Below are 21,597 nucleotides of genomic sequence, written 5' to 3' on the forward strand. Positions count from 1 at the left end.
CTTTTCCAAACGATTTCGTATGGTTTTCAGTTGCTGAACGCTATAGAAGTCGACGTTTGATCAAAAGTTCATGCCAATTGCTCTTTCGCCCCCAACTCGTTACTTACCCCTCGAAGCTTCTCACAACACCCGACGTATTCCACAGTATCGGCAAGATATTTCTGAAATGAACGGGATCGGCACTCGTCCAGAACCGAGCGGCACGAACAGGTCCATCGGCGAGCAATTCACGCTCGGCCAACAGACGTTGAAGTTGCCGCGCGACAGCCGCCCCCGTGTCGATCAGGCTGATGTCATCGGGGATCATCTGCTTAAGCAAAGGCTTTAGGAAAGGATAATGCGTACAACCCAGAATCAGGGTGTCGCACCCGGCGCCCAGCAGCGGTTCGACGTACCTTGCCAGCAACTGGCGCAATGCCTCGCTGTGCAAATCGCCGTTTTCAATCAGTTCTACCAGGCCGGGACATGGCTGAGTGATGACGCGCACATCGGAGGCAAAACGGTCGAGCAAGGCGGCGAACTTGGCACTTTGCAAGGTGCCCGTGGTGGCGAGCACGCCCACCACACCGCTGCGGGTCGCGGCGGCGGCGGGTTTGACCGCAGGCTCCATGCCGACGATGGGCCACTGAGGATAGTCGCGCCGCAAATCTGCAACGCCCGCGACGGTCGCGGTATTGCACGCCAGCACCAACGCCTTCGCACCCTGCTGATGGAAAAATTCGGCCATGACGCTACAGCGCTGGCGGATGAATTCCGGGGTTTTCTCGCCGTAAGGAACATTCCCGCAGTCGGCGACGTACAGCAGTGACTCGTTGGGCAACAAACGCTGGATCTCGGCCAGCACCGAGAGCCCACCGACGCCGGAATCGAACACGCCAATCGGCGCTTCACGCATGTGTCGAACCACAGACACTACAGCCCGGATCACGCTTGACCCGCAATTCGCGAAAGCGCGAGCCCAGCGCATCGATCAACAACAAACGCCCCACCAGTGGCTCGCCGAAACCGACCAGCAGTTTCATGGCTTCCAGTGCCTGAAGGCTCCCCACCAAACCCACCAAGGGCCCGACGACACCGGCTTCGCTGCACGTCAGCTCGGCTTCGCTGCCATGCCCGTATAAACAGTGGTAGCACGGGCTCTCCGGACGGCGCGGGTCGAACACCGACAATTGCCCTTCGAGGCGAATCGCCGCGCCACTGACCAGTGGTTTGCGGACGGTGACACAGGCAGCATTGACCGCTTCTCGGGTGGAGAAGTTATCTGAACAATCAAGCACCAGATCCACCGCAGCCACGGCGGCGGCCAAGGAATCCTCGTTCAGTGCGGCGCGATGGGCGATCAGTTTTATCTCGGGATTGATCGCGCTCAGGCGTTTGATCGCCGAATCAACCTTGCTCAGGCCGATGCTATCGGTGTCGTGAACGATCTGACGCTGCAGGTTGGTCAGGTCGACCGTGTCGAAGTCGGCAAGGTGCAGCTCACCCACGCCAGCAGCGGCCAGGTAGAGCGCAACCGGTGAACCGAGACCACCGAGGCCGACGATCAACACGCGGCTCTCTTTCAAGCGCAACTGGCCGTCGATGTCGACGTGTTGCAACAGAATCTGCCGACTGTAGCGCAACAATTCCTGATCATTCAGCACGGCAGGCGCCCCAGGCTGATACGTTCGTGACCACCCAGGTCGGTACGGCTATGGACGTCTTCAAAACCGTGAGTCAGCAGCAAATCGCGTACCGCACTGGCTTGATCGTAGCCGTGTTCGAGCATCAGCCAGCCACCGGCTTCGAGGTAATCCGGTGCCTGGGCGACGATCAAGCGCAGATCGTCGAGCCCGTCGACACCGGCCACCAGCGCACTGGCCGGCTCGAAGCGCACGTCGCCTTCCACCAGATGCGGGTCGGAGGAAGGGATGTAAGGCGGGTTGCTGATGATCAGTTGAAAACGCTGACCTGCCAGGGCGCTGAACCAATGGCTGCTCAGCACCGTGGCGTTATTGAGGTGCAGGCGCTGGCGGTTACGCTCGGCCAGTGCCACGGCTTCAAGCACGCGATCCACTGCCGTGACCTTCCACGCCGGGCGCTCGCTGGCCAGGGCCAAGGCGATGGCACCGCTGCCGGTGCCAAGGTCTAGAACCTTGGCAGGTGTGGCCGGCAACAACTCAAGCGCAGCTTCCACCAGCAGTTCGGTGTCGGGGCGCGGTATCAATGTGTGCGGAGCCACTTCAAGGTCCAGCTTCCAAAACCCTTGCTGCCCCAGAATGTAAGCCACTGGCTCGCCGACACGACGGCGCTGCAAGTAACTGGCAAACGTCAGCGCCGCTTCACTGGGAACAATGCGCTCCGGCCAGGTGTGCAGAAAACTGCGGGGCTTGCCCAATGCGGCAGCGAGCAGCAGCTCGGCATCCAGACGCGCCGTGGGCGAGTCAGGCAAATCGGCGGCGCGCAACAAACTGGCAATGATCGTCATTTATTCACCTATCGCTGCCAATTGATCGGCCTGGTACTCGGCCAGCAACGGCTCGATCACTGCATCGACCCCGCCGGCGAGGATTTCGTCGAGCGAATACAGCGTCAGGTTAACCCGGTGGTCGGTGACCCGGCCCTGGGCAAAGTTGTAGGTACGGATCCGCTCGGAGCGATCACCGGAACCGACCAGCAATTTACGCTCGCTGGCGATGGCATTTGCCGCGGCGCTGGTTTGCTGATCATTAAGTTTGGCCGACAGCCAGGACATCGCCCGGGCGCGGTTTTTGTGCTGCGAGCGTTCTTCCTGGCACTCCACGACAATACCGGACGGCAAGTGCGTGATGCGGATCGCCGAGTCGGTCTTGTTGACGTGCTGACCACCGGCCCCCGAGGAGCGATAGGTATCGACCCGCAAATCCGCCGGGTTGATCTCGATCGTTTCCTGTTCGTCCGGCTCGGGCAACACCGCCACGGTGCAGGCCGAGGTGTGGATGCGCCCCTGGGACTCGGTGGCCGGAACCCGTTGCACACGGTGCGCTCCGGATTCGAATTTCAGCTTGCCGTAGACGTTGTCACCTTCGACCCGGGCGATGACTTCTTTATAGCCACCGTGTTCGCCTTCGTTCTCCGAGAGGATTTCCACTCGCCAACCGCGTCGCTCGGCGTAACGCGAATACATGCGGAACAGGTCGCCGGAGAAAATCGCCGCCTCGTCACCACCGGTGCCGGCACGGATTTCGAGGAACACGTTGCGGCCGTCGTTCGGATCTTTGGGGAGCAGCATGCGTTGCAGGCTGGCTTCGAGTTCGATCAGTTGCTCTTTGGCTTCGCGGACTTCTTCCACGGCCATTTCGCGCATGTCCGGGTCGCTGTCCTTGAGCAGTGCCTGGGCGCCTTCAAGGTCGCCTTGCACTTTGAGCAACTGTTTATAGGTGCCGACAATCGGCTCGACTTCCGCGTACTCCTTGGAATAGGTGCGGAATTTGTTTTGATCGGAAATGACTTCGCCATCGCCAAGCAAGGCGGTCAATTCCTCGAAACGGTCCTGGAGGATGTCCAGCTTATTGAGCAGTGACGCTTTCATTGCGGTTTTTTATCCGAAAAGCTATCCGATGAGCCCTCATTCAGGGCAAAGAGTTCCTGGGCCATGGCCAGCGCATCGAGGCGGCCTTCGGCAGAAAGCTTCTTCAATTGCACACTGGGTGCGTGCAACAGTTTGTTGGTCAGGCCACGCGCCAGTTGCACCAGCACGTCTTCGGCGCTGCTGCCATTTGCCAGCAGGCGCTGGGCCTTCTGTAACTCTTCGTCGCGCAGGCGCTCGCTTTGTTGACGATAAGCCTTGAGCACATCCACCGCCGCCAGCTCGCGCAGGCGGACCATGAAATCTTCGGCGCCGACCGAGACCATTTCTTCCGCCGCCTGGGCTGCGCCCTGACGGCTCTTGAGGTTCTCGGCGACTACTTCGTGGAGATCGTCGACGCTATACAAGTAAACGTCGTCCAGTTCGCCGACTTCCGGCTCGATATCGCGCGGGACGGCGATGTCCACCATGAAGATCGGCTTGTGCTTGCGCAGCTTCAGGGCGCTTTCCACCGCACCTTTGCCAAGAATCGGCAACTGGCTGGCGGTGGAGCTGATAACGATGTCGCTGCGCACAAGCTCAGCCGGGATGTCCGAGAGCAGCACGGCGTGGGCGCCAAACTGCTCGGCCAGAATACTCGCGCGTTCCAGGGTGCGGTTGGCGACGACAATGCGTTTTACGCCCAGCTCGTGCAGATGGCGCGCGACCAGGGTGATGGTTTCGCCAGCGCCGATCAGCAAGGCCTGGCTGCGTTGCAAGTCACTGAAAATCTGTTTGGCCAGGCTGACGGCGGCAAACGCCACGGACACCGGGTTTTCACCAATGGCGGTATCGGTGCGCACTTGCTTGGCCGCGTTGAATGTGGCCTGAAACAAGCGCCCCAGCAATGGGCCAATGGTGCCGGCCTCGCGGGCGACGGCGTAGGCCGACTTCATCTGACCAAGAATCTGCGGCTCGCCCAACACCAGCGAGTCGAGCCCGGAGGCAACCCGCATCATGTGACGAACTGCCGCATCATCTTCGTGCACATAACTGCTCGCACGCAGCTCTTCGAGGCTCAAATGGTGATAGTCGGCCAACCAGCGCAACACAATGTCAGCCGAAAGGTGATCCTGTTCTATATAGAGTTCACTGCGATTGCAGGTGGAGAGGATCGCAGCTTCGCGGCTGTCGGTGAGGCGGCAGAGCTGCTGCAACGCCTCCACCAGCTGCTCAGGGGTAAAGGCCACGCGCTCGCGGACGTCTACTGAAGCAGTCTTGTGGTTGATACCGAGTGCAAGGAAGGCCATTCAAGGTCGCTGATGGTGACGTGAAGCCGGCAATTGTCCTACTTCGCCACAGACAGAACAACTACCGCTGACTATTGTCCCAATGTCCCGCCTCTATAAAGGCCTCGATTGAGACTCGGTTATGTTTGGCCGAAGGCTTGTGTCATGATGATCCGACCGCAGGTTAGTCGTCCTTTTCCTATATGAATAGATCCTCCGCGTTGCTCCTCGCTTTTGTCTTCCTCAGCGGCTGCCAGGCCTTGGCACCCGTGTCGCCGGACGGTACACCGCCGGTTGAAGACAGCAGTCCGGCCCCTGAAAAGCCCAAGGTTTACAGCTCACTCAGTGAAGAAACCGTCTTCAGCCTGTTGAGCGCCGAACTGGCTGGCCAGCGCAATCGTTACGACATTGCTTTGGACAACTACGTGACCCAGGCCATCAACACACAGGATCCGGGCATCTCCGAGCGAGCATTTCGCATTGCCGAGTACCTGGGCGCCGATCAGGCCGCTCTGGACACCGCGCTGATCTGGGCAAAAAACGCCCCAAACGACCTTGAAGCGCAGCGTGCGGCCGCCGTGCAACTGGCCCGTGCCGGTCGTTATGACGACTCCATGGTCTATATGGAGAAAGTCCTGCTAGGCAAAGGCGACACGCATTTCGACTTTCTTGCCCTGGCCGCAGCCGATACTGACCAGGACACGCGCAACGGCTTGATGAAAAGTTTCGACAGCTTGTTGCAGCGCCACCCGAAAAACAGCCAGTTGATCTTCGGCAAAGCCTTGCTGATGCAACAGGACGGCGACGCCAAAGGCGCGCTGACCCTGCTGGAAAACAATCCACCGGACGATGGCGAAATCGCCCCGATCCTGCTGCGCGCGCGCCTGCTGCAAGTGCTCAACCGTGGCGACGAAGCGTTGCCGCTGCTGCAAAAAAGCATCAAGAAATACCCGGACGACAAGCGCCTGCGCCTGACTTACGCGCGCATGCTGGTTGAACAGGACCGCATGGATGACGCCAAAGCCGAGTTTTCCAGCCTGGTTCAGCAATACCCGGAAGACGACGAGTTGCGTTATTCCCTGGCGCTGGTCTGCCTGGAAGCCAAGGACTGGGACCAGGCCAAGGGCTTGCTTGAAGAGCTGATCGCCCGCGATAGCCACGTTGATTCCGCCCACCTGAATCTCGGCCGTATCGCTGAAGAACGCAACGACCCTCAAGGCGCGCTGATCGAGTACGGCAAAGTCGGGCCGGGTAACGAATACCTGCCGGCACAATTGCGTCAGGCCGATATTCTGATGGACAACGGCAAGACCGCCGAAGCGCAACGCCACCTGGCGGGCGAGCGCGACGAGCAGCCGGATTACGCCATTCAGTTGTATTTGATCGAGGCCGAAACCCTGTCTGCCAATAAACAGGGGGACAAGGCCTGGGCTGTCTTGCAGAAAGCATTGCAGCAGTACCCGGATGATCTGAATCTGCTGTACACCCGCGCCATGCAGGCGGAAAAACGCAATGACCTGGCGCAGATGGAAAAAGACTTGCGCCTGATCATCAAGCGCGACCCGGACAATGCCATGGCATTGAATGCGCTCGGCTACACCCTGTCTGATCGCACCACTCGCTACGCCGAAGCCAAGGCCCTGATCGAACAGGCACACCAGATCAATCCGGAAGACCCGGCAGTACTCGACAGCCTCGGCTGGGTGAACTACCGCTTGGGCAATCTCGATGAAGCCGAGCGCTATCTGCGCCAGGCGCTGGATCGCTTCCCCGATCAGGAAGTCGCCGCCCACCTGGGTGAAGTCCTGTGGGCCAATGGCAAACAGCGGGAAGCCAAACAAATCTGGGGCAAATTCCTCAAGGAACAACCTGACAGCCCTACCCTGCGCGGCACCATCAAGCGCCTGACCGGATCAGAGACTCTTTAAGATTATGTTTTTGCGCCACCTTATCGTTTTCAGTTTTATCGCCCTGCTCGCCGGTTGCGCAGGCTTCGGTGCCCGCGAGTCGGTCGAAGGTCACGGAAACCCGGCCCAATGGCGCGAACACAAGCAGCAACTGACCAGCCTCGACGGTTGGCAAATCAACGGCAAGATCGGCATCCGCGCGCCCAAAGACTCGGGCAGCGGCACCTTGTTCTGGCTGCAACGTCAGGATTACTACGACATCCGCCTTTCCGGCCCACTGGGTCGCGGTGCCGCACGCCTGACCGGCCGACCTGGCAAGGTCTCGCTGGAGGTCGCCAATCAGGGCCGATATGACGCACCGAACCCGGAAATCCTGCTGGAAGAACAAATGGGCTGGAAATTACCGGTGTCGAATCTGGCCTGGTGGGTCCGTGGACTCCCGGCGCCCGACAGCAAAAGCAAATTGACGCTGGATACCGACAGCCGCCTGGCGAGCCTCGAACAGGATGGCTGGCAGGTTGAATACTCTTCTTACACACAACAAAACGGTTTCTGGCTGCCCGAAAAGATCAAACTGCACGGCACCGACCTTGATGTCACGCTGGTGATCAAGGAATGGCAACCACGCAAGCTGGGGTCGTGAATATGACGACTCCGCGCTTGACGCTGCCCTCCCCGGCCAAACTCAATCTGATGCTGCACATCCTCGGTCGCCGTGAAGACGGTTATCACGAGTTGCAGACGATTTTTCAGTTCCTCGATTACGGCGATGAAATCACCTTCGCCGTTCGCGACGACGGTGTGATCCGCCTACATACCGAATTCGATGGCGTTCCCCACGACAGCAATTTGATCGTCAAGGCCGCGAAGCAACTGCAGGAGCAATCCGGTTGTGCGCTCGGCATGGACATCTGGATCGAAAAAATTCTGCCCATGGGGGGCGGAATTGGCGGCGGCAGCTCCAATGCCGCGACGACATTGCTGGGCCTGAATCATCTCTGGCAATTGGGTTGGGACGAGGATCGACTGGCGGCGCTGGGCCTGGGACTGGGCGCTGACGTCCCGGTTTTCGTGCGCGGCCACGCGGCATTTGCCGAAGGCGTAGGGGAGAAACTGACCCCTGTAGACCCCGAAGAACCGTGGTATGTCGTGCTGGTACCGCAAGTATCTGTAAGTACAGCAGAAATTTTTTCAGATCCGCTGTTGACACGTAACTCTCCTCCCATTAAAGTGCGCCCCGTTCCCAAGGGAAACAGTCGTAATGACTGCTTACCGGTGGTAACAAGGCGTTATCCAGAGGTACGTAACGCTTTGAATTTGTTAGGTAAATTTACCGAAGCAAAACTCACCGGAACTGGAAGTTGTGTGTTTGGGGGCTTCCCAAGCAAAGCTGAAGCTGATAAAGTCTCGGCCCTTCTTACAGAGACCCTTACAGGATTTGTAGCAAAGGGAAGCAACGTTTCGATGTTGCATCGCAAGCTGCAAAGTCTGCTCTAAAGGAACCGATTACTGGGTAATCGTTGCAACAGATACAGGGGCGTCGCCAAGCGGTAAGGCAGCAGGTTTTGATCCTGCCATGCGTTGGTTCGAATCCAGCCGCCCCTGCCATTTTCCTATACTCATCCAGGTTACCCTCAGCCTTCAGGTACTGCGCGTGTCCAAGATGATGGTCTTTACGGGGAACGCTAACCCCGATCTGGCTCGGCGTGTCGTACGTCAGCTGCATATCCCTCTCGGTGACATCTCTGTCGGTAAGTTTTCCGACGGCGAAATTACAGCCGAGATCAATGAAAACGTCCGCGGTAAAGATGTCTTCATTATTCAGCCGACTTGCGCTCCGACCAACGATAACCTGATGGAACTGGTAGTGATGGCTGATGCCTTCCGCCGCTCCTCGGCTACTCGTATCACTGCTGTTATTCCTTACTTTGGTTATGCCCGACAGGATCGCCGTCCGCGTTCCGCACGTGTAGCTATCAGCGCGAAAGTCGTTGCTGACATGCTTACCGTAGTCGGTATCGACCGTGTTCTCACGGTTGATCTGCATGCTGACCAAATCCAGGGTTTCTTCGATATTCCGGTAGATAACATCTACGGCTCCCCGGTACTGGTGGATGACATTGAAGATCAGCGCTTCGAAAACCTGATGATCGTGTCCCCGGACATTGGTGGCGTCGTGCGTGCACGGGCTGTTGCCAAATCCCTGGGCGTGGATCTCGGGATCATCGACAAACGCCGTGAGAAAGCCAATCACTCTGAAGTGATGCATATCATCGGCGATGTCGAAGGGCGTACCTGTATTCTGGTCGATGACATGGTCGATACCGCCGGCACTCTGTGCCACGCGGCAAAGGCTTTGAAAGAGCATGGCGCGGCCAAGGTTTTCGCCTACTGCACACACCCTGTGCTGTCCGGTCGGGCGATCGAAAACATCGAAAATTCCATGCTGGACGAACTGGTGGTGACTAACACCATCCCGTTGTCCGCTGCTGCACAAGCCTGCTCGCGTATCCGTCAACTGGATATCGCGCCGGTAGTTGCCGAGGCGGTCCGCCGCATCAGCAATGAAGAATCGATCAGCGCGATGTTCCGTTAAGGGCCCTGCCCTTCTCATTCATCACGTTGACGAAAAGCGCCCCGCCCCGGCATTCCTGTCGGGGCGGGGCTTTTTTGCCCATATCGCCTTTAGCGCTGGTCGCAAACGCTGGGGCGAATGTGGTTATTTTGGAGATACAACATGAACGATTTTACCCTGAATGCTGAAGTGCGTTCCGACCTGGGGAAAGGTGCGAGCCGCCGCCTGCGTCGTCTCGCAAGCCTGGTACCAGCTGTAGTTTACGGTGGCGAAAAAGCCCCTGAATCCATCAGCATGCTGGCTAAAGAAGTTGCCAAACTGCTCGAAAACGAAGCGGCTTACAGCCACATCATCGAGCTGAACGTTGGCGGCACCAAGCAAAACGTAATCATCAAAGCTCTGCAACGTCACCCGGCCAAAGGCCACGTGCTGCACGCTGACTTCGTACGCGTAGTTGCCGGCCAAAAGCTGACCGCTACCGTTCCTGTGCACTTCATCAACGAAGCTGCTCCAGTGAAGAAAGGCGGCGAGATTTCGCACGTTGTTGCTGAAATCGAAGTGTCTTGCCTGCCAAAAGACCTGCCTGAATTCATCGAAGTTGACCTGGCTAACGCTGAAGTCGGCGCGATCATTCACCTGTCCGACATCACCGCCCCTAAAGGCGTTGAATTTGTTGCTCTGGCTCACGGTAACGACCTGGCTGTTGCCAACGTTCACGCTCCACGTGTTGCTCCAGAAGCTGCAGAAGGCGCTGCAGAGTAATTTACTCTGTACGCCGGAGTGACCGGAAACATCGCGGACTGGAACGTAGCGAGAAAGCGGGCGAGAACGCGGAGTTTACATAATGGTAAATGAGCAATTTTCGTCCACTTTCGCCGCACACACTGATTGCGGCGATGTTATCCACCACTCCAAGGAAGGGCCCCTATCGTGACTGCCATTAAACTGATCGTTGGCCTGGGAAATCCAGGCGCTGAATACGAACAGACCCGGCATAACGCAGGGGCCCTTTTTGTTGAGCGCATCGCGAACGCACAAGGGGTAAACCTTGTCGCCGATCGCAAATATTTTGGCCTGACCGGGCGCTATTCGCATCAGGGTCAGGATGTTCGTCTGCTGATTCCCACCACGTACATGAACCGTAGCGGCCAGGCCGTAGCAGCTCTGGCGGGTTTCTTCCGCATCAAGCCTGAAGAAATCCTCGTGGCGCACGACGAACTCGATCTGCCTCCGGGCGTTGCCAAGCTCAAGCAGGGCGGCGGCCATGGCGGTCACAACGGGTTGCGCGACATCATTGCGCAATTGGGCAATCAGAATACCTTTCACCGCTTGCGGCTTGGCATTGGCCACCCGGGCGTTGCCAGTATGGTTTCAAATTTCGTCCTGGGTCGTGCGCCACGCGCCGAACAGGAAAAACTCGATGCCAGCATCGACTTTGCCCTCGGCGTGCTGCCGGATATCCTCGCCGGTGAATGGAACCGCGCGATGAAAAACCTGCACAGCCAGAAGGCCTGACTCACTCCTCGGGGAATACACCATGGGATTCAATTGCGGCATCGTCGGCCTGCCTAACGTCGGCAAGTCCACCCTATTCAACGCCCTGACCAAATCCGGGATCGCGGCCGAGAACTTCCCCTTCTGCACTATCGAGCCGAACACCGGTATCGTGCCGATGCCGGATCCGCGTCTGGACGCCCTGGCGGCTATCGTCAATCCGAAGCGCATCCTGCCGACCACCATGGAATTCGTCGACATCGCGGGCCTCGTTGCCGGCGCCTCGAAAGGTGAAGGCCTGGGCAACAAGTTCCTCACCAACATCCGTGAAACCGATGCCATCGCCCACGTGGTCCGCTGCTTCGAAGACGAGAACGTAATTCACGTCTCCAACAGCGTCGACCCGAAACGCGACATCGAGATCATCGACCTGGAACTGATCTTCGCCGACCTCGACAGCTGCGAAAAGCAACTGCAGAAAGTCGCCCGTAATGCCAAGGGTGGCGACAAGGACGCCGTGGTCCAGAAAGGCCTGCTTGAGCAACTGATCGCTCACTTCACCCTCGGCAAGCCTGCGCGCACGCTGATGAAGAACATGGGCGCCGACGACAAAGCTGTGGTTCGTGGCTTCCACCTGCTGACCACCAAGCCGGTCATGTACATCGCCAACGTCGCTGAAGACGGTTTCGAGAACAACCCGCTGCTCGACATCGTCAAGGCCATCGCCGACGAAGAAGGCGCCATGGTGGTTCCGGTTTGCAACAAGATCGAAGCCGAAATCGCCGAGCTGGAAGACGGCGACGAGAAAGACATGTTCCTCGAAGCCCTGGGCCTCGAAGAACCTGGCCTGAACCGCGTAATCCGCGCTGGCTATGAAATGCTGCACCTGCAGACCTACTTCACCGCCGGCGTCGAAGAAGTCCGCGCCTGGACCGTCCGCGTCGGTGCCACCGCACCGCAAGCCGCTGGCGTGATCCACACCGACTTCGAAAAAGGCTTCATCCGCGCCGAAGTGATCGCGTACGACGACTTCATCCAGTACAAGGGCGAAGCCGGCACCAAAGAAGCCGGCAAATGGCGTCTGGAAGGCAAGGATTACATCGTTAAAGACGGCGACGTGATGCACTTCCGTTTTAACGTGTAGCTAGGTACAGTCACTCGCTGAACCGAGAGGCGCTCCAAATCGCTTGTTATCGGCTCATTTATTGCTTGTATTGTCGACTCTGTAACCGCTAATGACATGGAGGTCATTAGGCGATTCACAGAAACAATAAAAAACCAACACACCTTGAAAGATTTTCGCCAGCACCTGGTAACGGATCTACTATTACCCTCGGGTGCTACGTTACTTTTTTGGATACTCGTCGAAAAACGGACTCAAAAGGAATTTGAAAATGGCGGTAGCTAGGCAAATTGTCCAATCAGCCTCAAATGAAAATCGAAAGGGCTCCAACACCCTTTTGAAGGAATTCGTAGCAAACGAACTCATTTTTGCAGTCGTCGGCCCGGCAGGATCAGGGACCAGCTGGATTGCAACAGCGCTTGAGCAGAGACTAAAAACAGCTATTGCCGATGTAGAAATCACAATATTAAAAGCAAGTGATGCTATTGAAAACTGGGCATCAACAAATAAAATCGAAATAAAAACCGAGTCCAAGTTAGCACGAGCTCAATCTTTACAAGATGCAGGCGACAAAATTCGAACATTTGACACAGCAGGCGTAGCAGTAAGCTTAGTCTCCGAAATTAAAAAAATCCGTCTAGCGTCTGTCAAAGATTTAACGAAAGCAGAATCTGAAAAGAAATTTCGCGTATATATTTTAGACTCTCTAAAACATCCTGCGGAAGTAGAACTCTTAAGAAGCGTATATCAAGAAGCTTTTTGCTTAATCGGTGTGGTTTGCGAAGGTGACATGCGACACTCGAGACTTAGGGATAGTAAATGCCGAGTCTCAGCAGCGTCGGAAATTGATGATTTCATAGCGCGAGATGAAGACTCCGGCATTAACAACGGCCAAAAAGTAACAGACACATTCCACCTCGCAGATTTTTTCATTGACAATACCGCACCTCGCTTCTTAGATAGAGAAAGAAAAAAAGAAAATCCTCTATGGGATGTAAATGATCAACTTGGTCGATTGATAGACATACTTACCTACTCTAAAGTTGTACGCCCACAACCAAATGAAACCGGCATGTTTCATGCGTACGGCGCGCAGATGACTAGTGCTTGCCTATCAAGGCAAGTAGGCGCTGCACTTATGGACAAATCTGGAAACCTGGTCTCTACCGGAACAAATGAGGTTCCAAGTGCCGGAGGAGGCGTTTACGGTAGTAACTTCTCTACCCAAACAGGCCAAACTCCTCACGATCATCGTTGCGCATATACAAATGAATACTGCAGTAGCAACGAACACCAAGAAATCATAATCAAAGAGCTTATCGACACAATTCCCGAACTGAAGGACTTTAAGCTATCAGACTTAAAGCTTAAATTAAAGAAAACAGGCATCGGGCGTCTGCTTGAATTTAGTCGAGCAGTTCATGCTGAAATGGATGCTTTATTGAGTGCAGCTCGAAAGGGAGCTTCACCGGTTGGCGGCAGACTATTTGTTACGACGTTCCCCTGCCACTACTGTGCCAGACATATCGTTTCAGCTGGAGTTGATGAAGTTCAATACATTGAGCCTTACCCTAAGAGCCTTGCATTCAAACTGCACGGGGACGCGATAGCTCAATCCTTGGACGGCTGGACAGCGCCCAGCGATATTATAATTAAGTCTAGCGACAAAGAAGATCACCCTAGAGTATTATTTCGCCCCTTCACAGGTGTTGCACCAAGGCTTTACAAGAGGGCATTCATTAAAAATCGTCCTCTAAAAAACAGCTCTGGAAAAATGCACATTGGAGAACCTGAATGGGCATCCGGGCTTCTAAGAATCGACTACAAAGAAATAGAAGATCGTCTAATCGCTAACATCGCGAGCCCAGCAGATGAGTAAGCACGCGTCAAAAACCAGTGGATTAAGGTTAATCTCCACGTCTAAAAGCTCTTCATATGTTCGACCTGAAATTGAGGAAGACACCATGACAGAATTCTCAGATTACACTTCAACCATGGGCACAGTCGTTCTCATGCGGGAGCCTGAGATGACTAAAAGCGGTGCTTTCTCAGAGTTCGCTAAAAAATATCGCCCTCGCAGAATCTTAGATCTAAGATCATTTCCGAGACTTGATTTTTTTGCAGGCTCACGAGTTCGAACGTTCAAGCTTTTTGAAGAACTACATATTGAATATCTAGACTTTTTCGGAAGAGAAGATATAAAAGCCAGCGACAACAATAAAGCAACGAGCCTATTGATATTAGACTTCTTGGATTCGTTCCTTGCAGAGCAAAAAGACAACGATGGTCCCACTGTACTTTTTTTTGATAACGACAGCTTGCTGCAAGAGTGCAAACTATCACTACCATCTACATTTCAAAAATCGCAAAATATTTTTCCTAGGATGAATATTGCCGAATACAAATCTGGTTTTCTTTCTATGTATTTCAGATAGACAAAGAAAAAGCCGCGTTTGATACGCGGCTTTTTTGTGCCTGAAACATTTATCCATCACACAAACCAATGTACGGTCAGGCCTTTTTGGTTCTTGGCAGTAAGATCGCCAGCACACCCAACAATGGCAAGAACGAGCACAGGAAGTACACGTACTCGATACCGTGCACATCCGCCAGATGCCCGAGCAACGCAGCACCAATCCCGCCAAAACCGTAACCGCTCCATGAACCCCACATTCAAAGCCGCCAATTGATCCCGGATGCTGTGCTCCCGATTCCTTTCTGGAGCCCATCCGCCATGATGCGACCCGACGCAAAAGTCGAAAAAGTGTATCTGTACCCCAAGCCCGTCGACTTCCGAAAATCCATTGATGGCCTGGCTGCGCTGGTCGAGCTGGACATCAAGGTCGCCGTGTTTGACCCGGTGCTCTTCGTCTTCCTCAACAAACCGCGCAACCGCGTGAAGATTTTGTACTGGGAGCGCAACGGCTTCTGCCTTTGGCTCAAGCGCCTTGAATCTGAGCGATTCAAAACATCGCCCGATGCCACCGACGAGGCGATTGTCCTAACTGTTCAGGAACTCAACTGGATGCTCGACGGTTTCGACCTCTGGCGTAACCGTCCTCATCAGGTTTTGACGCCGCGATTCGTGGCCTGATTCGTTATAATCCAGGGCATGATTTCAATGCCCAAAGATCTTCCTGACGATCCTGCGCTGCTCAAGCAATTGCTAGAGCAAATGCTGCTTGAGCGCGAGTCTAACAAGGGCCGTATTGTTCATCTTGAAGAAGAAAACGCGCTGCTGCGTCAGCGCCTGTTCGGACGCAAGTCCGAACAAACAGCCGATCCGGCCACGCCGCAGTTAGCTCTTTTCAACGAAACTGAAAGCATCGCCGAACCCGTCGGCGAAGACGCTGAAGAAGAGGTCGTCGGTCCAGCCAGGCGTCGCGGTAAACGAAAGCCGCTGCCCGCCGACCTGCCACGTATCGAAGTCATCCACGAACTTCCCGAGGATGAACTGACTTGCGTTTGCGGCTGCCGCAAACACGCCATTGGCGAAGAAGTCAGCGAGCAGCTTGAAATCGTGCCGATGCAGATTCGCGTTATCAAACATGTGCGCAAAGTTTATGGCTGCCGCGATTGTGAGACGGCACCGGTCACTGCGGATAAGCCGGCTCAACTGATTGAAAAAAGCATGGCCAGCCCAAGTGTTCTGGCGATGCTGCTGACCACCAAGTACGTGGACGGTCTGCCGCTTCACCGTTTTGAAAAAGTACTAGGCCGCCACGGCATCGATATTCCGCGCCAGACCCTGGCTCGCTGGGTTATCCAGTGCGGCGAGCACTTCCAGCCGCTGCTGAATTTAATGCGCGATAGCCTGTTGGCCAGCCGTGTCATCCACTGCGATGAAACACGCGTACAGGTGTTGAAAGAGCCTGACCGAGAGCCGAGCAGTCAGTCCTGGATGTGGGTGCAAACCGGCGGCCCGCCAGACAAACCGGTGATCCTTTTCGACTACTCCACCAGCCGAGCGCAGGAGGTGCCGTCGCGCCTGCTCGAAGGTTATCGCGGCTACGTCATGACTGACGATTACGCGGGTTACAACGCGCTGGGAGCACAGGCCGGAGTTGAACGTTTAGGGTGTTGGGCTCACGCACGGCGTAAATTTGTCGAAGCGCAAAAAGTACAGCCCAAGGGCAAGACAGGACGGGCCGACATCGCATTGAAGTTGATCAGCAAACTATATGGCATCGAGATCGCCTACAAACGGAGTGGTGATGAGGCGCGGAAAAGAGGCCGCCAGGAGTTGAGCGCCAGCGTGCTGAGTCAACTGAAAGACTGGATGCTAAAGACGCTGCCGTACGTGACTACACAGAACGCATTGGGCAAAGCCGTCAGCTACTTGGCAAACAACTGGAACAAACTCGAGCGGTACGTCGAGGAAGGTTACTTGCCCATCGACAACAACGCCGCAGAACGTGCAATACGGCCGTTCGTTATCGGAAGAAAAAACTGGTTGTTTAGCGACACGCCAAAAGGGGCGACGGCTAGCGCTCAACTTTACAGCTTGGTCGAGACTGCTAAAGCCAACGGCCAAGAGCCCTATGCGTGGCTGCGCCACGCACTTGAGCGCCTGCCAATGGCGGCTTCGGTGGAAGATTACGAAGCCCTGCTACCTTGGAACTGCGCACCCCAATCTCATAGCTAACCGCACCGCCCACCTTTGACTAGGTGGGTTTTATGGAGCGCTTACCCAAAACCGAACATCAAGCCAAAGAACACCCCGGCAATCATCCCGACATTACCCGGCACCAATTCCTGCGCGTACACCACAATCGCGGAAAACGCCGAGGCGAGGATGAAGCCGATAATCACGCTCAGGACGCTGGTCCAGAACAGGTCGACATGCGGCAGCAGCAACGTGAACGGCGCGACACCGAGGATCGAGAACCAGATCACCGCCTTACGCCCGATCTTGTCCCCAATCGGCCCACCGAAGAAGGTCCCCGCCGCAACCGCACCCAAAAACAGGAACAAGTGCAGCTGCGAACTGGCCACCGACAGGTCGAACTTCTCGATCAGGTAGAACGTGAAGTAACTGGTGAGGCTGGACATGTAGAAGTACTTGGAGAACACCAGCAACCCGAGCACCACCAGCGCACTGATCACCCTGCCCTTCGACAAGCCATGCGTCGCTGCCTGGCCCTGCTTGAGCTTGAACAGGTTCAAGTGATTGGCGTACCAGCGGCTGATTCGGTAGAGCACGAACAGCGCGAACACGGCGAATAGCCCGAACCAGGCCACATTCCCCTGACCGTAGGGAATGATGATCACGGCCGCCAGCAATGGCCCGAACGCCGACCCGGCATTCCCGCCCACCTGAAAGGTTGATTGCGCCAGTCCAAAACGTCCACCAGAGGCCAGTCGGGCCACGCGAGAGGCTTCCGGGTGAAAGGTCGACGAGCCGATACCGATCAGCCCCGCCGCCAGCAGAATCAACGGAAAAGTGCCGACCATCGACATCATGACAATGCCGATCAGCGTGCACACCGTCCCGGCGGGAAGCAGCCAGGGTTTGGGATGTCGATCCGTGTAGTAACCGACCCACGGCTGCAATAGCGAAGCGGTCAATTGAAAGGTCAGCGTGATCAATCCGACATGGGTAAACGTCAGGCCATAGTTAGCCTTGAGCATCGGATAAATCGACGGCAGCACCGACTGGATCAAGTCGTTGATGAGGTGCGCCAGCGCCACCGCGCCGATGATGCGCACGACCAAAGGGCTGCTTTGTGAAGTCGCGGGTACAGACGTCGCGCCGGTCTGAACGTTGCTGATAGCCATGAGTATTTCCGTATAGCAGATGGGTGCACGCGGGCAGGTGCGTCAATGTGCCATTTTTCGGTGCGACATTGCCATCCACTTAGCCAGCTAACGAACTAAATATTCAACACCCGATAGGTGATAGCGCAACGCCATGGTCTAAATCTTGCGTTGTTTAACCCCTTCAATGCGGGCCTCTTACAAAGGGGTCCGAGAATGGGAAGTTTCGCTACAGAGTCGGCCTACAGAGCTGGCGAGGGTGAACTTTCGAGGCCTTTTAAAAGGGCACCGGTCGCGGTCGCAATGACCTCGACGCACGCCGATGGTGCGTGGTGTCCACAGGAGTCATGGGGCATGTCGTTTTTATCACCGGGGATCGGGTTGCTGGGGCGTTTTGGCTTCGCACGCAAATTTCAGCTGTTGTTTCTGCTGTTTATCCTGCCGCTGGCCGGCAGCCTGTTGATGATCGGTCAGGATTATCGCGCCAAACTAAGCCTGATCTCCGGCGAACGTGCCGGTGTGCGTCAGTTGCTCGCGCTGGATGCGCTCGACAACCTGCTCGCGGCCCAGCGTGATCGCGCTGCTCGCTGGCGCGCCACGGAAACCAATCGCCAGCCGACGCCCGCAACCCTCGCCGCGATGGCTGCGTTTGATGCGATTCAGCCTGCCATTGCTCAAGCCACCTCAGACCTCGGCAACGCGCTGAAAGCAGAAGGCGCCGAGGGCGAAACGCTGACCCGTTATCAAGCCCTGCAAACCGCGCTCAATGGCCTGGACTCGAAAAGCCTGAACGGTGTTGGCTGGTGGCCGGACGGTTACGACCGTTTCACCAACGCCTTGAGCGCCCTGCAAGCCCTGCGCGAACAGATCGCCATGGACAATCGCCTGACGCTGGCACCGTGGCTGGAAACCTATTTGCTGACGCAAATCTCCACCCAGCACGCACCGGACCTGATCGAACGGGTCGGCCGCCTGGCCAGCGTCGGTCAGGCGTCGGTTGTCTCCGGGCAATTCACCCTGCAAAGCCGTCTGCAACTACGTGACCTGCGCGGCCGTATCGGCGATGCCCGGGAGCAGTTGGTGAAAACCGCCACGCTCCTGGAAGCTCGCCTGCCTAGCGCATTGCAAAGCTGGGCCGGGCTGTACCGAGACAGCGTCAAACAGCTCGACACGAGTCTGAAAGTGCTGGATGACGGCGTGTTCGGCGGCAGCATCAACCTCAAGCCGGAAGAATTTGAACGCAACCTCGACGCCCTGCTCACCGACCTTGCATCCCTGCGCCAGCAATCGTTGATGTCACTGGATCAGCGTCTGGATTACTACCACGGCTCGGCGATTCGCCAGTTCATTGTGGTGGCGACGATCTTTGGTTGCCTGCTACTGGCCGCGCTGTACTTGTTTATCTGCCTGCAAGCCTCGATCCGGCGCAGCGCCAGCGGCATCACACTGCTGGCCGAAGCCTTGCGTGACGGCAATCTGAGCCTGCAAGCCCCCGTGCAGGGCCGTGACGAACTGGCGGCCATCAGCACCGCCCTGAACGTTGCCGTGGTGCAATTGCGCAACAGCTTGCAGGGGGTCGATCACGAAACCTTGCAGGTGAGCAACGCAGTACGCACGCTCAACCATCACTCCAGCGGCGCACTCGGCGAAGTCGAAGCGCAACAATTGCAAATCAGCCAGATCGCCGCTGCGGCCACGCAACTGGCGGCCACCTCTCAAGGGGTCGCCCAGAGTTGTGAACAGGCGTCAGGCAGCGCTCAGCACACCCAGCGCATTGCCGCCGACAGCAGCCGAGACAGTCAGCGCACCACCGCCAGCATTCAGCAGCTCAATCAGCGCTTGAACGACACCGCCGCGGCACTGGGTCGGGTCAGTGAGCAAGGAAAACAGATTCAGTTGGTGGTCGACACCATTCGCGGTGTCGCCGAGCAAACCAACCTGTTGGCGCTCAACGCGGCTATCGAGGCGGCTCGCGCGGGCGAGCAAGGTCGTGGTTTTGCCGTGGTGGCCGATGAAGTGCGTAGCTTGTCGCAACGCACCCAGTCTTCCACCGCGCAAATTGCCGGCACGGTCGACAGCCTGCGCAGCACCGTGAATGAGGCAGTCGGCCTGATGGAAGCGGCCTGTAGCCAGGCACAAAGTGATGCCCAATCGGTCACCGGACTGGGTGAACGCCTCGGGGAAATTGCCCTCGCGGTGCAGGGCGTGACCGACACCCTGGCGCACATCGCGACCGCGGTGGAAGAACAGGCCAGCACCGCCGATGAAGTCAGCGGCAACATTCAGCAAGTCGATCAGGCGGCGGTAAGGTTGCTTGAAGGCGCGCGGGCGGTGAACCTGGCAGCAGACACCTTGAGCCAGGGCAGCAAGGCCCTGAGCGCGAATACCGGGAGATTTCAGCTCAGTTGATGCCCTCCTCCGGCCCGTTTTTTCGGGTCAGGAGGATAAGCAGTTGAAAGCGTAGAGAAATATTTTAGATTTACGCTTGACACATCATCGTTCCAAGCCAATAATGCGCGCCACTTGGCTACATAGCTCAGTTGGTTAGAGCATAGCATTCATAATGCTGGGGTCCGGGGTTCAAGTCCCTGTGTAGCCACCAAGTACTAAAAACGGCTTACCGAAAGGTAGGCCGTTTTTTTATGCCTCGAGAAAAGTACCCTGAACCCCATGGGTCCAGGGTGATCCGCCTCAGGTGCGAATCGTCGGCAACGCTGACAGCGCCCGCTCCCAAATTTGCCAGGTACGCAGCCAGACCATCGCCTGCCAGTCATTGTCCGCCGGATAGAACTGCTCCAGCAGATTCAGCTTGATCCCGCGCCCCACCGCATCACCCGGGTTGCCATGCAGATGCAGCCAGTGGTCATCGCGCAAATGACGATGCACGTCGGCCCCCGGATACGTTCCGCACTCAATCACAAAGGGCATCAACCGTACCTGCGGTAACGCATCGATTAGCGCCTGCGAGGTGTAGCCGGTAGCGGTCGCCGCCACACCGGTTTCGCTCAAGGTGTCGGCGCCGGTCAACAGCGTGTAGAGCCACGGACCGTAAATGGCCTGCGCCTGCGGGAGCGCCGGATAAGCCGCCTCGGTGATCGTCAGCAACATCGGATGACCGTACTCGCCGGCGCCCGTGTGCAAGTCGAAACACATGGCCACGTCGGCATGGGCAATGTGCTTTTGCAGGATGGTGTGCAACGTGCGGGTCGACCAGCTTGGCGCCAGCCCGCCGTAAAACAGACCGTCGGGGTGACTGTGCTGGCCGCCCTCGACAATCGACATCACCGCCGGCCAGCCATGCGTGCGAATCTGCTCATCGAGCAAGGCATCGGCTCGTTCACGCTCAGGACCTTGCAGCTCGGTGCAGGCGTAGATGTCATGCAGCGTGGCGTAAGCCTGATTGTCCGGCAGCGGGCGCTCGAAATTCAGGTGATTGCGGTTCAGGTCGATGTTGTCTTCGTTGACCCGCCGCAGCCAGGCGGTGCCCCAGGGATTGATCAAGTGAATGAACACCACTGCAACATCGGCCGGCAGTGAGCGCTTGCCCAAGTCCTGCATCCATTTGATCTGGCAACCCGAACCGTAAAAGCCTTCGACGCCATGCGTGCCGCTCAGCGCGATGAGTAAGCGCTTGGCGCCCGGATCGCCCAGTACCGCCACATCAGTGCTCAACGGCTCCCCGAAAGGCCCTTTGAGCGGATGCGGGTATTCGGTCAATGTCGCACCGGCCTCGATCGCTGCCGCGAGGAACTGCTCTCGTTGAGTACGGTAACTTGGCTGGGTGGGGAACTCGGTCTGCATGTCTGCCTCTAGTTGATCTTCTGGCCAGTCTTTGCCCTCGACCCTACAGAAAATCTGTCGACTCATGAAGGGCAAAAGCAGCTTTACTGTAGGCCTTGATTTGCGCCACGCCGAGGCGGCCGATA

At 56.7% G+C, this 21,597-nt stretch carries 18 protein-coding genes, 2 tRNA genes and 2 pseudogenes; 14 read left to right on the plus strand and 8 right to left on the minus strand.

Annotated features, from left to right (window positions below; translation table 11 throughout):
• Nucleotides 1–103: 103 nt before the first annotated feature.
• From murI to hemA, 5 genes are read right to left on the minus strand one after another with little or no spacing between them, the layout of a single operon-like run.
• Nucleotides 104–895 carry a glutamate racemase gene (gene murI / locus ACA048_RS24760; protein ID WP_497626685.1) on the minus strand — a complete coding sequence of 264 codons (792 nt, stop codon included), beginning with the start codon at nucleotides 893–895 and terminating at the stop codon, nucleotides 104–106.
• The gene (locus ACA048_RS24765) at nucleotides 888–1,643 is read right to left on the minus strand and encodes a molybdopterin-synthase adenylyltransferase MoeB (RefSeq protein WP_497626686.1); all 756 of its coding nucleotides are present in this window, start codon (nucleotides 1,641–1,643) and stop codon (nucleotides 888–890) included. Before ACA048_RS24765 ends, murI begins: the two co-directional genes overlap by 8 nt.
• Nucleotides 1,637–2,467, minus strand: a complete 831-nt coding sequence (prmC, locus tag ACA048_RS24770) for a peptide chain release factor N(5)-glutamine methyltransferase (protein ID WP_497626687.1) — start codon at nucleotides 2,465–2,467, stop codon at nucleotides 1,637–1,639. The genes ACA048_RS24765 and prmC overlap by 7 nt, the downstream gene beginning before the upstream one ends.
• A complete protein-coding gene (gene prfA / locus ACA048_RS24775; RefSeq protein WP_223515431.1) occupies nucleotides 2,468–3,550 on the minus strand; it encodes a peptide chain release factor 1 in 1,083 nt (360 codons plus the stop codon).
• On the minus strand, nucleotides 3,547–4,836 hold the full coding sequence (gene hemA, locus ACA048_RS24780; RefSeq protein WP_007942657.1) for a glutamyl-tRNA reductase: 1,290 nt from the start codon (nucleotides 4,834–4,836) through the stop codon (nucleotides 3,547–3,549). The genes prfA and hemA overlap by 4 nt, the downstream gene beginning before the upstream one ends.
• A 182-nt stretch (nucleotides 4,837–5,018) precedes the next feature.
• Here hemA and ACA048_RS24785 point away from each other — a divergent pair, with 182 nt between their 5' ends.
• The 10 genes from ACA048_RS24785 (at nucleotide 5,019) to ACA048_RS24830 (ending at nucleotide 14,349) form a co-directional block, all read left to right on the plus strand.
• Complete coding sequence (locus tag ACA048_RS24785) at nucleotides 5,019–6,743, plus strand: tetratricopeptide repeat protein (protein WP_497626688.1); 1,725 nt, start codon at nucleotides 5,019–5,021, stop codon at nucleotides 6,741–6,743.
• A gap of 4 nt (nucleotides 6,744–6,747) precedes the next feature.
• Complete coding sequence (gene lolB / locus ACA048_RS24790; protein ID WP_497626689.1) at nucleotides 6,748–7,365, plus strand: lipoprotein insertase outer membrane protein LolB; 618 nt, start codon at nucleotides 6,748–6,750, stop codon at nucleotides 7,363–7,365.
• 2 nt (nucleotides 7,366–7,367) lie between these two features.
• Nucleotides 7,368–8,219, plus strand: a complete 852-nt coding sequence (gene ispE, locus ACA048_RS24795; protein ID WP_497629929.1) for a 4-(cytidine 5'-diphospho)-2-C-methyl-D-erythritol kinase — start codon at nucleotides 7,368–7,370, stop codon at nucleotides 8,217–8,219.
• Between the two features lie 36 nt (nucleotides 8,220–8,255).
• Nucleotides 8,256–8,330, plus strand: a tRNA-Gln gene (locus ACA048_RS24800).
• Between the two features lie 46 nt (nucleotides 8,331–8,376).
• Nucleotides 8,377–9,318, plus strand: coding sequence for a ribose-phosphate pyrophosphokinase (locus tag ACA048_RS24805; RefSeq protein WP_003208392.1), 942 nt, complete (start codon nucleotides 8,377–8,379; stop codon nucleotides 9,316–9,318).
• Between the two features lie 141 nt (nucleotides 9,319–9,459).
• A complete protein-coding gene (locus ACA048_RS24810; RefSeq protein ID WP_497626690.1) occupies nucleotides 9,460–10,059 on the plus strand; it encodes a 50S ribosomal protein L25/general stress protein Ctc in 600 nt (199 codons plus the stop codon).
• A 168-nt stretch (nucleotides 10,060–10,227) separates the two neighbouring features.
• Nucleotides 10,228–10,812: an aminoacyl-tRNA hydrolase gene (gene pth, locus ACA048_RS24815; protein ID WP_046030136.1), complete on the plus strand. Its 585-nt coding sequence runs from the start codon at nucleotides 10,228–10,230 to the stop codon at nucleotides 10,810–10,812.
• A 22-nt stretch (nucleotides 10,813–10,834) separates the two neighbouring features.
• Nucleotides 10,835–11,935 (plus strand): redox-regulated ATPase YchF, encoded by a 1,101-nt coding sequence (gene ychF, locus ACA048_RS24820; protein WP_497626691.1) that lies wholly within the window; start codon nucleotides 10,835–10,837, stop codon nucleotides 11,933–11,935.
• A 250-nt stretch (nucleotides 11,936–12,185) separates the two neighbouring features.
• Nucleotides 12,186–13,793, plus strand: coding sequence for an anti-phage dCTP deaminase (locus tag ACA048_RS24825; protein ID WP_497626692.1), 1,608 nt, complete (start codon nucleotides 12,186–12,188; stop codon nucleotides 13,791–13,793).
• An 85-nt stretch (nucleotides 13,794–13,878) separates the two neighbouring features.
• Nucleotides 13,879–14,349, plus strand: a complete 471-nt coding sequence (locus ACA048_RS24830; RefSeq protein ID WP_497626693.1) for a hypothetical protein — start codon at nucleotides 13,879–13,881, stop codon at nucleotides 14,347–14,349.
• A gap of 76 nt (nucleotides 14,350–14,425) precedes the next feature.
• Here the strand turns inward: ACA048_RS24830 and ACA048_RS24835 are convergent.
• Nucleotides 14,426–14,566, minus strand: a pseudogene (locus ACA048_RS24835) (MFS transporter); the annotation flags it as partial.
• A gap of 82 nt (nucleotides 14,567–14,648) precedes the next feature.
• Here ACA048_RS24835 and tnpB point away from each other — a divergent pair.
• Both tnpB and tnpC read left to right on the plus strand, forming a co-directional pair.
• Complete coding sequence (tnpB, locus tag ACA048_RS24840; protein WP_024647222.1) at nucleotides 14,649–15,008, plus strand: IS66 family insertion sequence element accessory protein TnpB; 360 nt, start codon at nucleotides 14,649–14,651, stop codon at nucleotides 15,006–15,008.
• 18 nt (nucleotides 15,009–15,026) lie between these two features.
• Nucleotides 15,027–16,559: an IS66 family transposase gene (tnpC, locus tag ACA048_RS24845; protein WP_497370897.1), complete on the plus strand. Its 1,533-nt coding sequence runs from the start codon at nucleotides 15,027–15,029 to the stop codon at nucleotides 16,557–16,559.
• Nucleotides 16,560–16,603: 44 nt separating this feature from the next.
• On the opposite strand, the pseudogene ACA048_RS24850 reads toward tnpC, so the two are convergent.
• Nucleotides 16,604–17,692, minus strand: a pseudogene (locus ACA048_RS24850) (MFS transporter); the annotation flags it as partial.
• Nucleotides 17,693–18,025: 333 nt separating this feature from the next.
• Between ACA048_RS24850 and ACA048_RS24855 the strand changes: the two are divergent.
• Both ACA048_RS24855 and ACA048_RS24860 read left to right on the plus strand, forming a co-directional pair.
• Nucleotides 18,026–20,080 (plus strand): methyl-accepting chemotaxis protein, encoded by a 2,055-nt coding sequence (locus ACA048_RS24855; RefSeq protein ID WP_497626694.1) that lies wholly within the window; start codon nucleotides 18,026–18,028, stop codon nucleotides 20,078–20,080.
• Between the two features lie 116 nt (nucleotides 20,081–20,196).
• Nucleotides 20,197–20,273: transfer RNA gene (locus tag ACA048_RS24860), tRNA-Met, on the plus strand.
• A gap of 89 nt (nucleotides 20,274–20,362) precedes the next feature.
• Here ACA048_RS24860 and ACA048_RS24865 read toward each other — a convergent pair.
• Nucleotides 20,363–21,472, minus strand: coding sequence for a DUF2817 domain-containing protein (locus ACA048_RS24865; RefSeq protein ID WP_497626695.1), 1,110 nt, complete (start codon nucleotides 21,470–21,472; stop codon nucleotides 20,363–20,365).
• Nucleotides 21,473–21,597 lie beyond the last annotated feature (125 nt).

The sequence above is a fragment of the Pseudomonas sp. LBUM1659 genome (assembly GCF_059716045.1).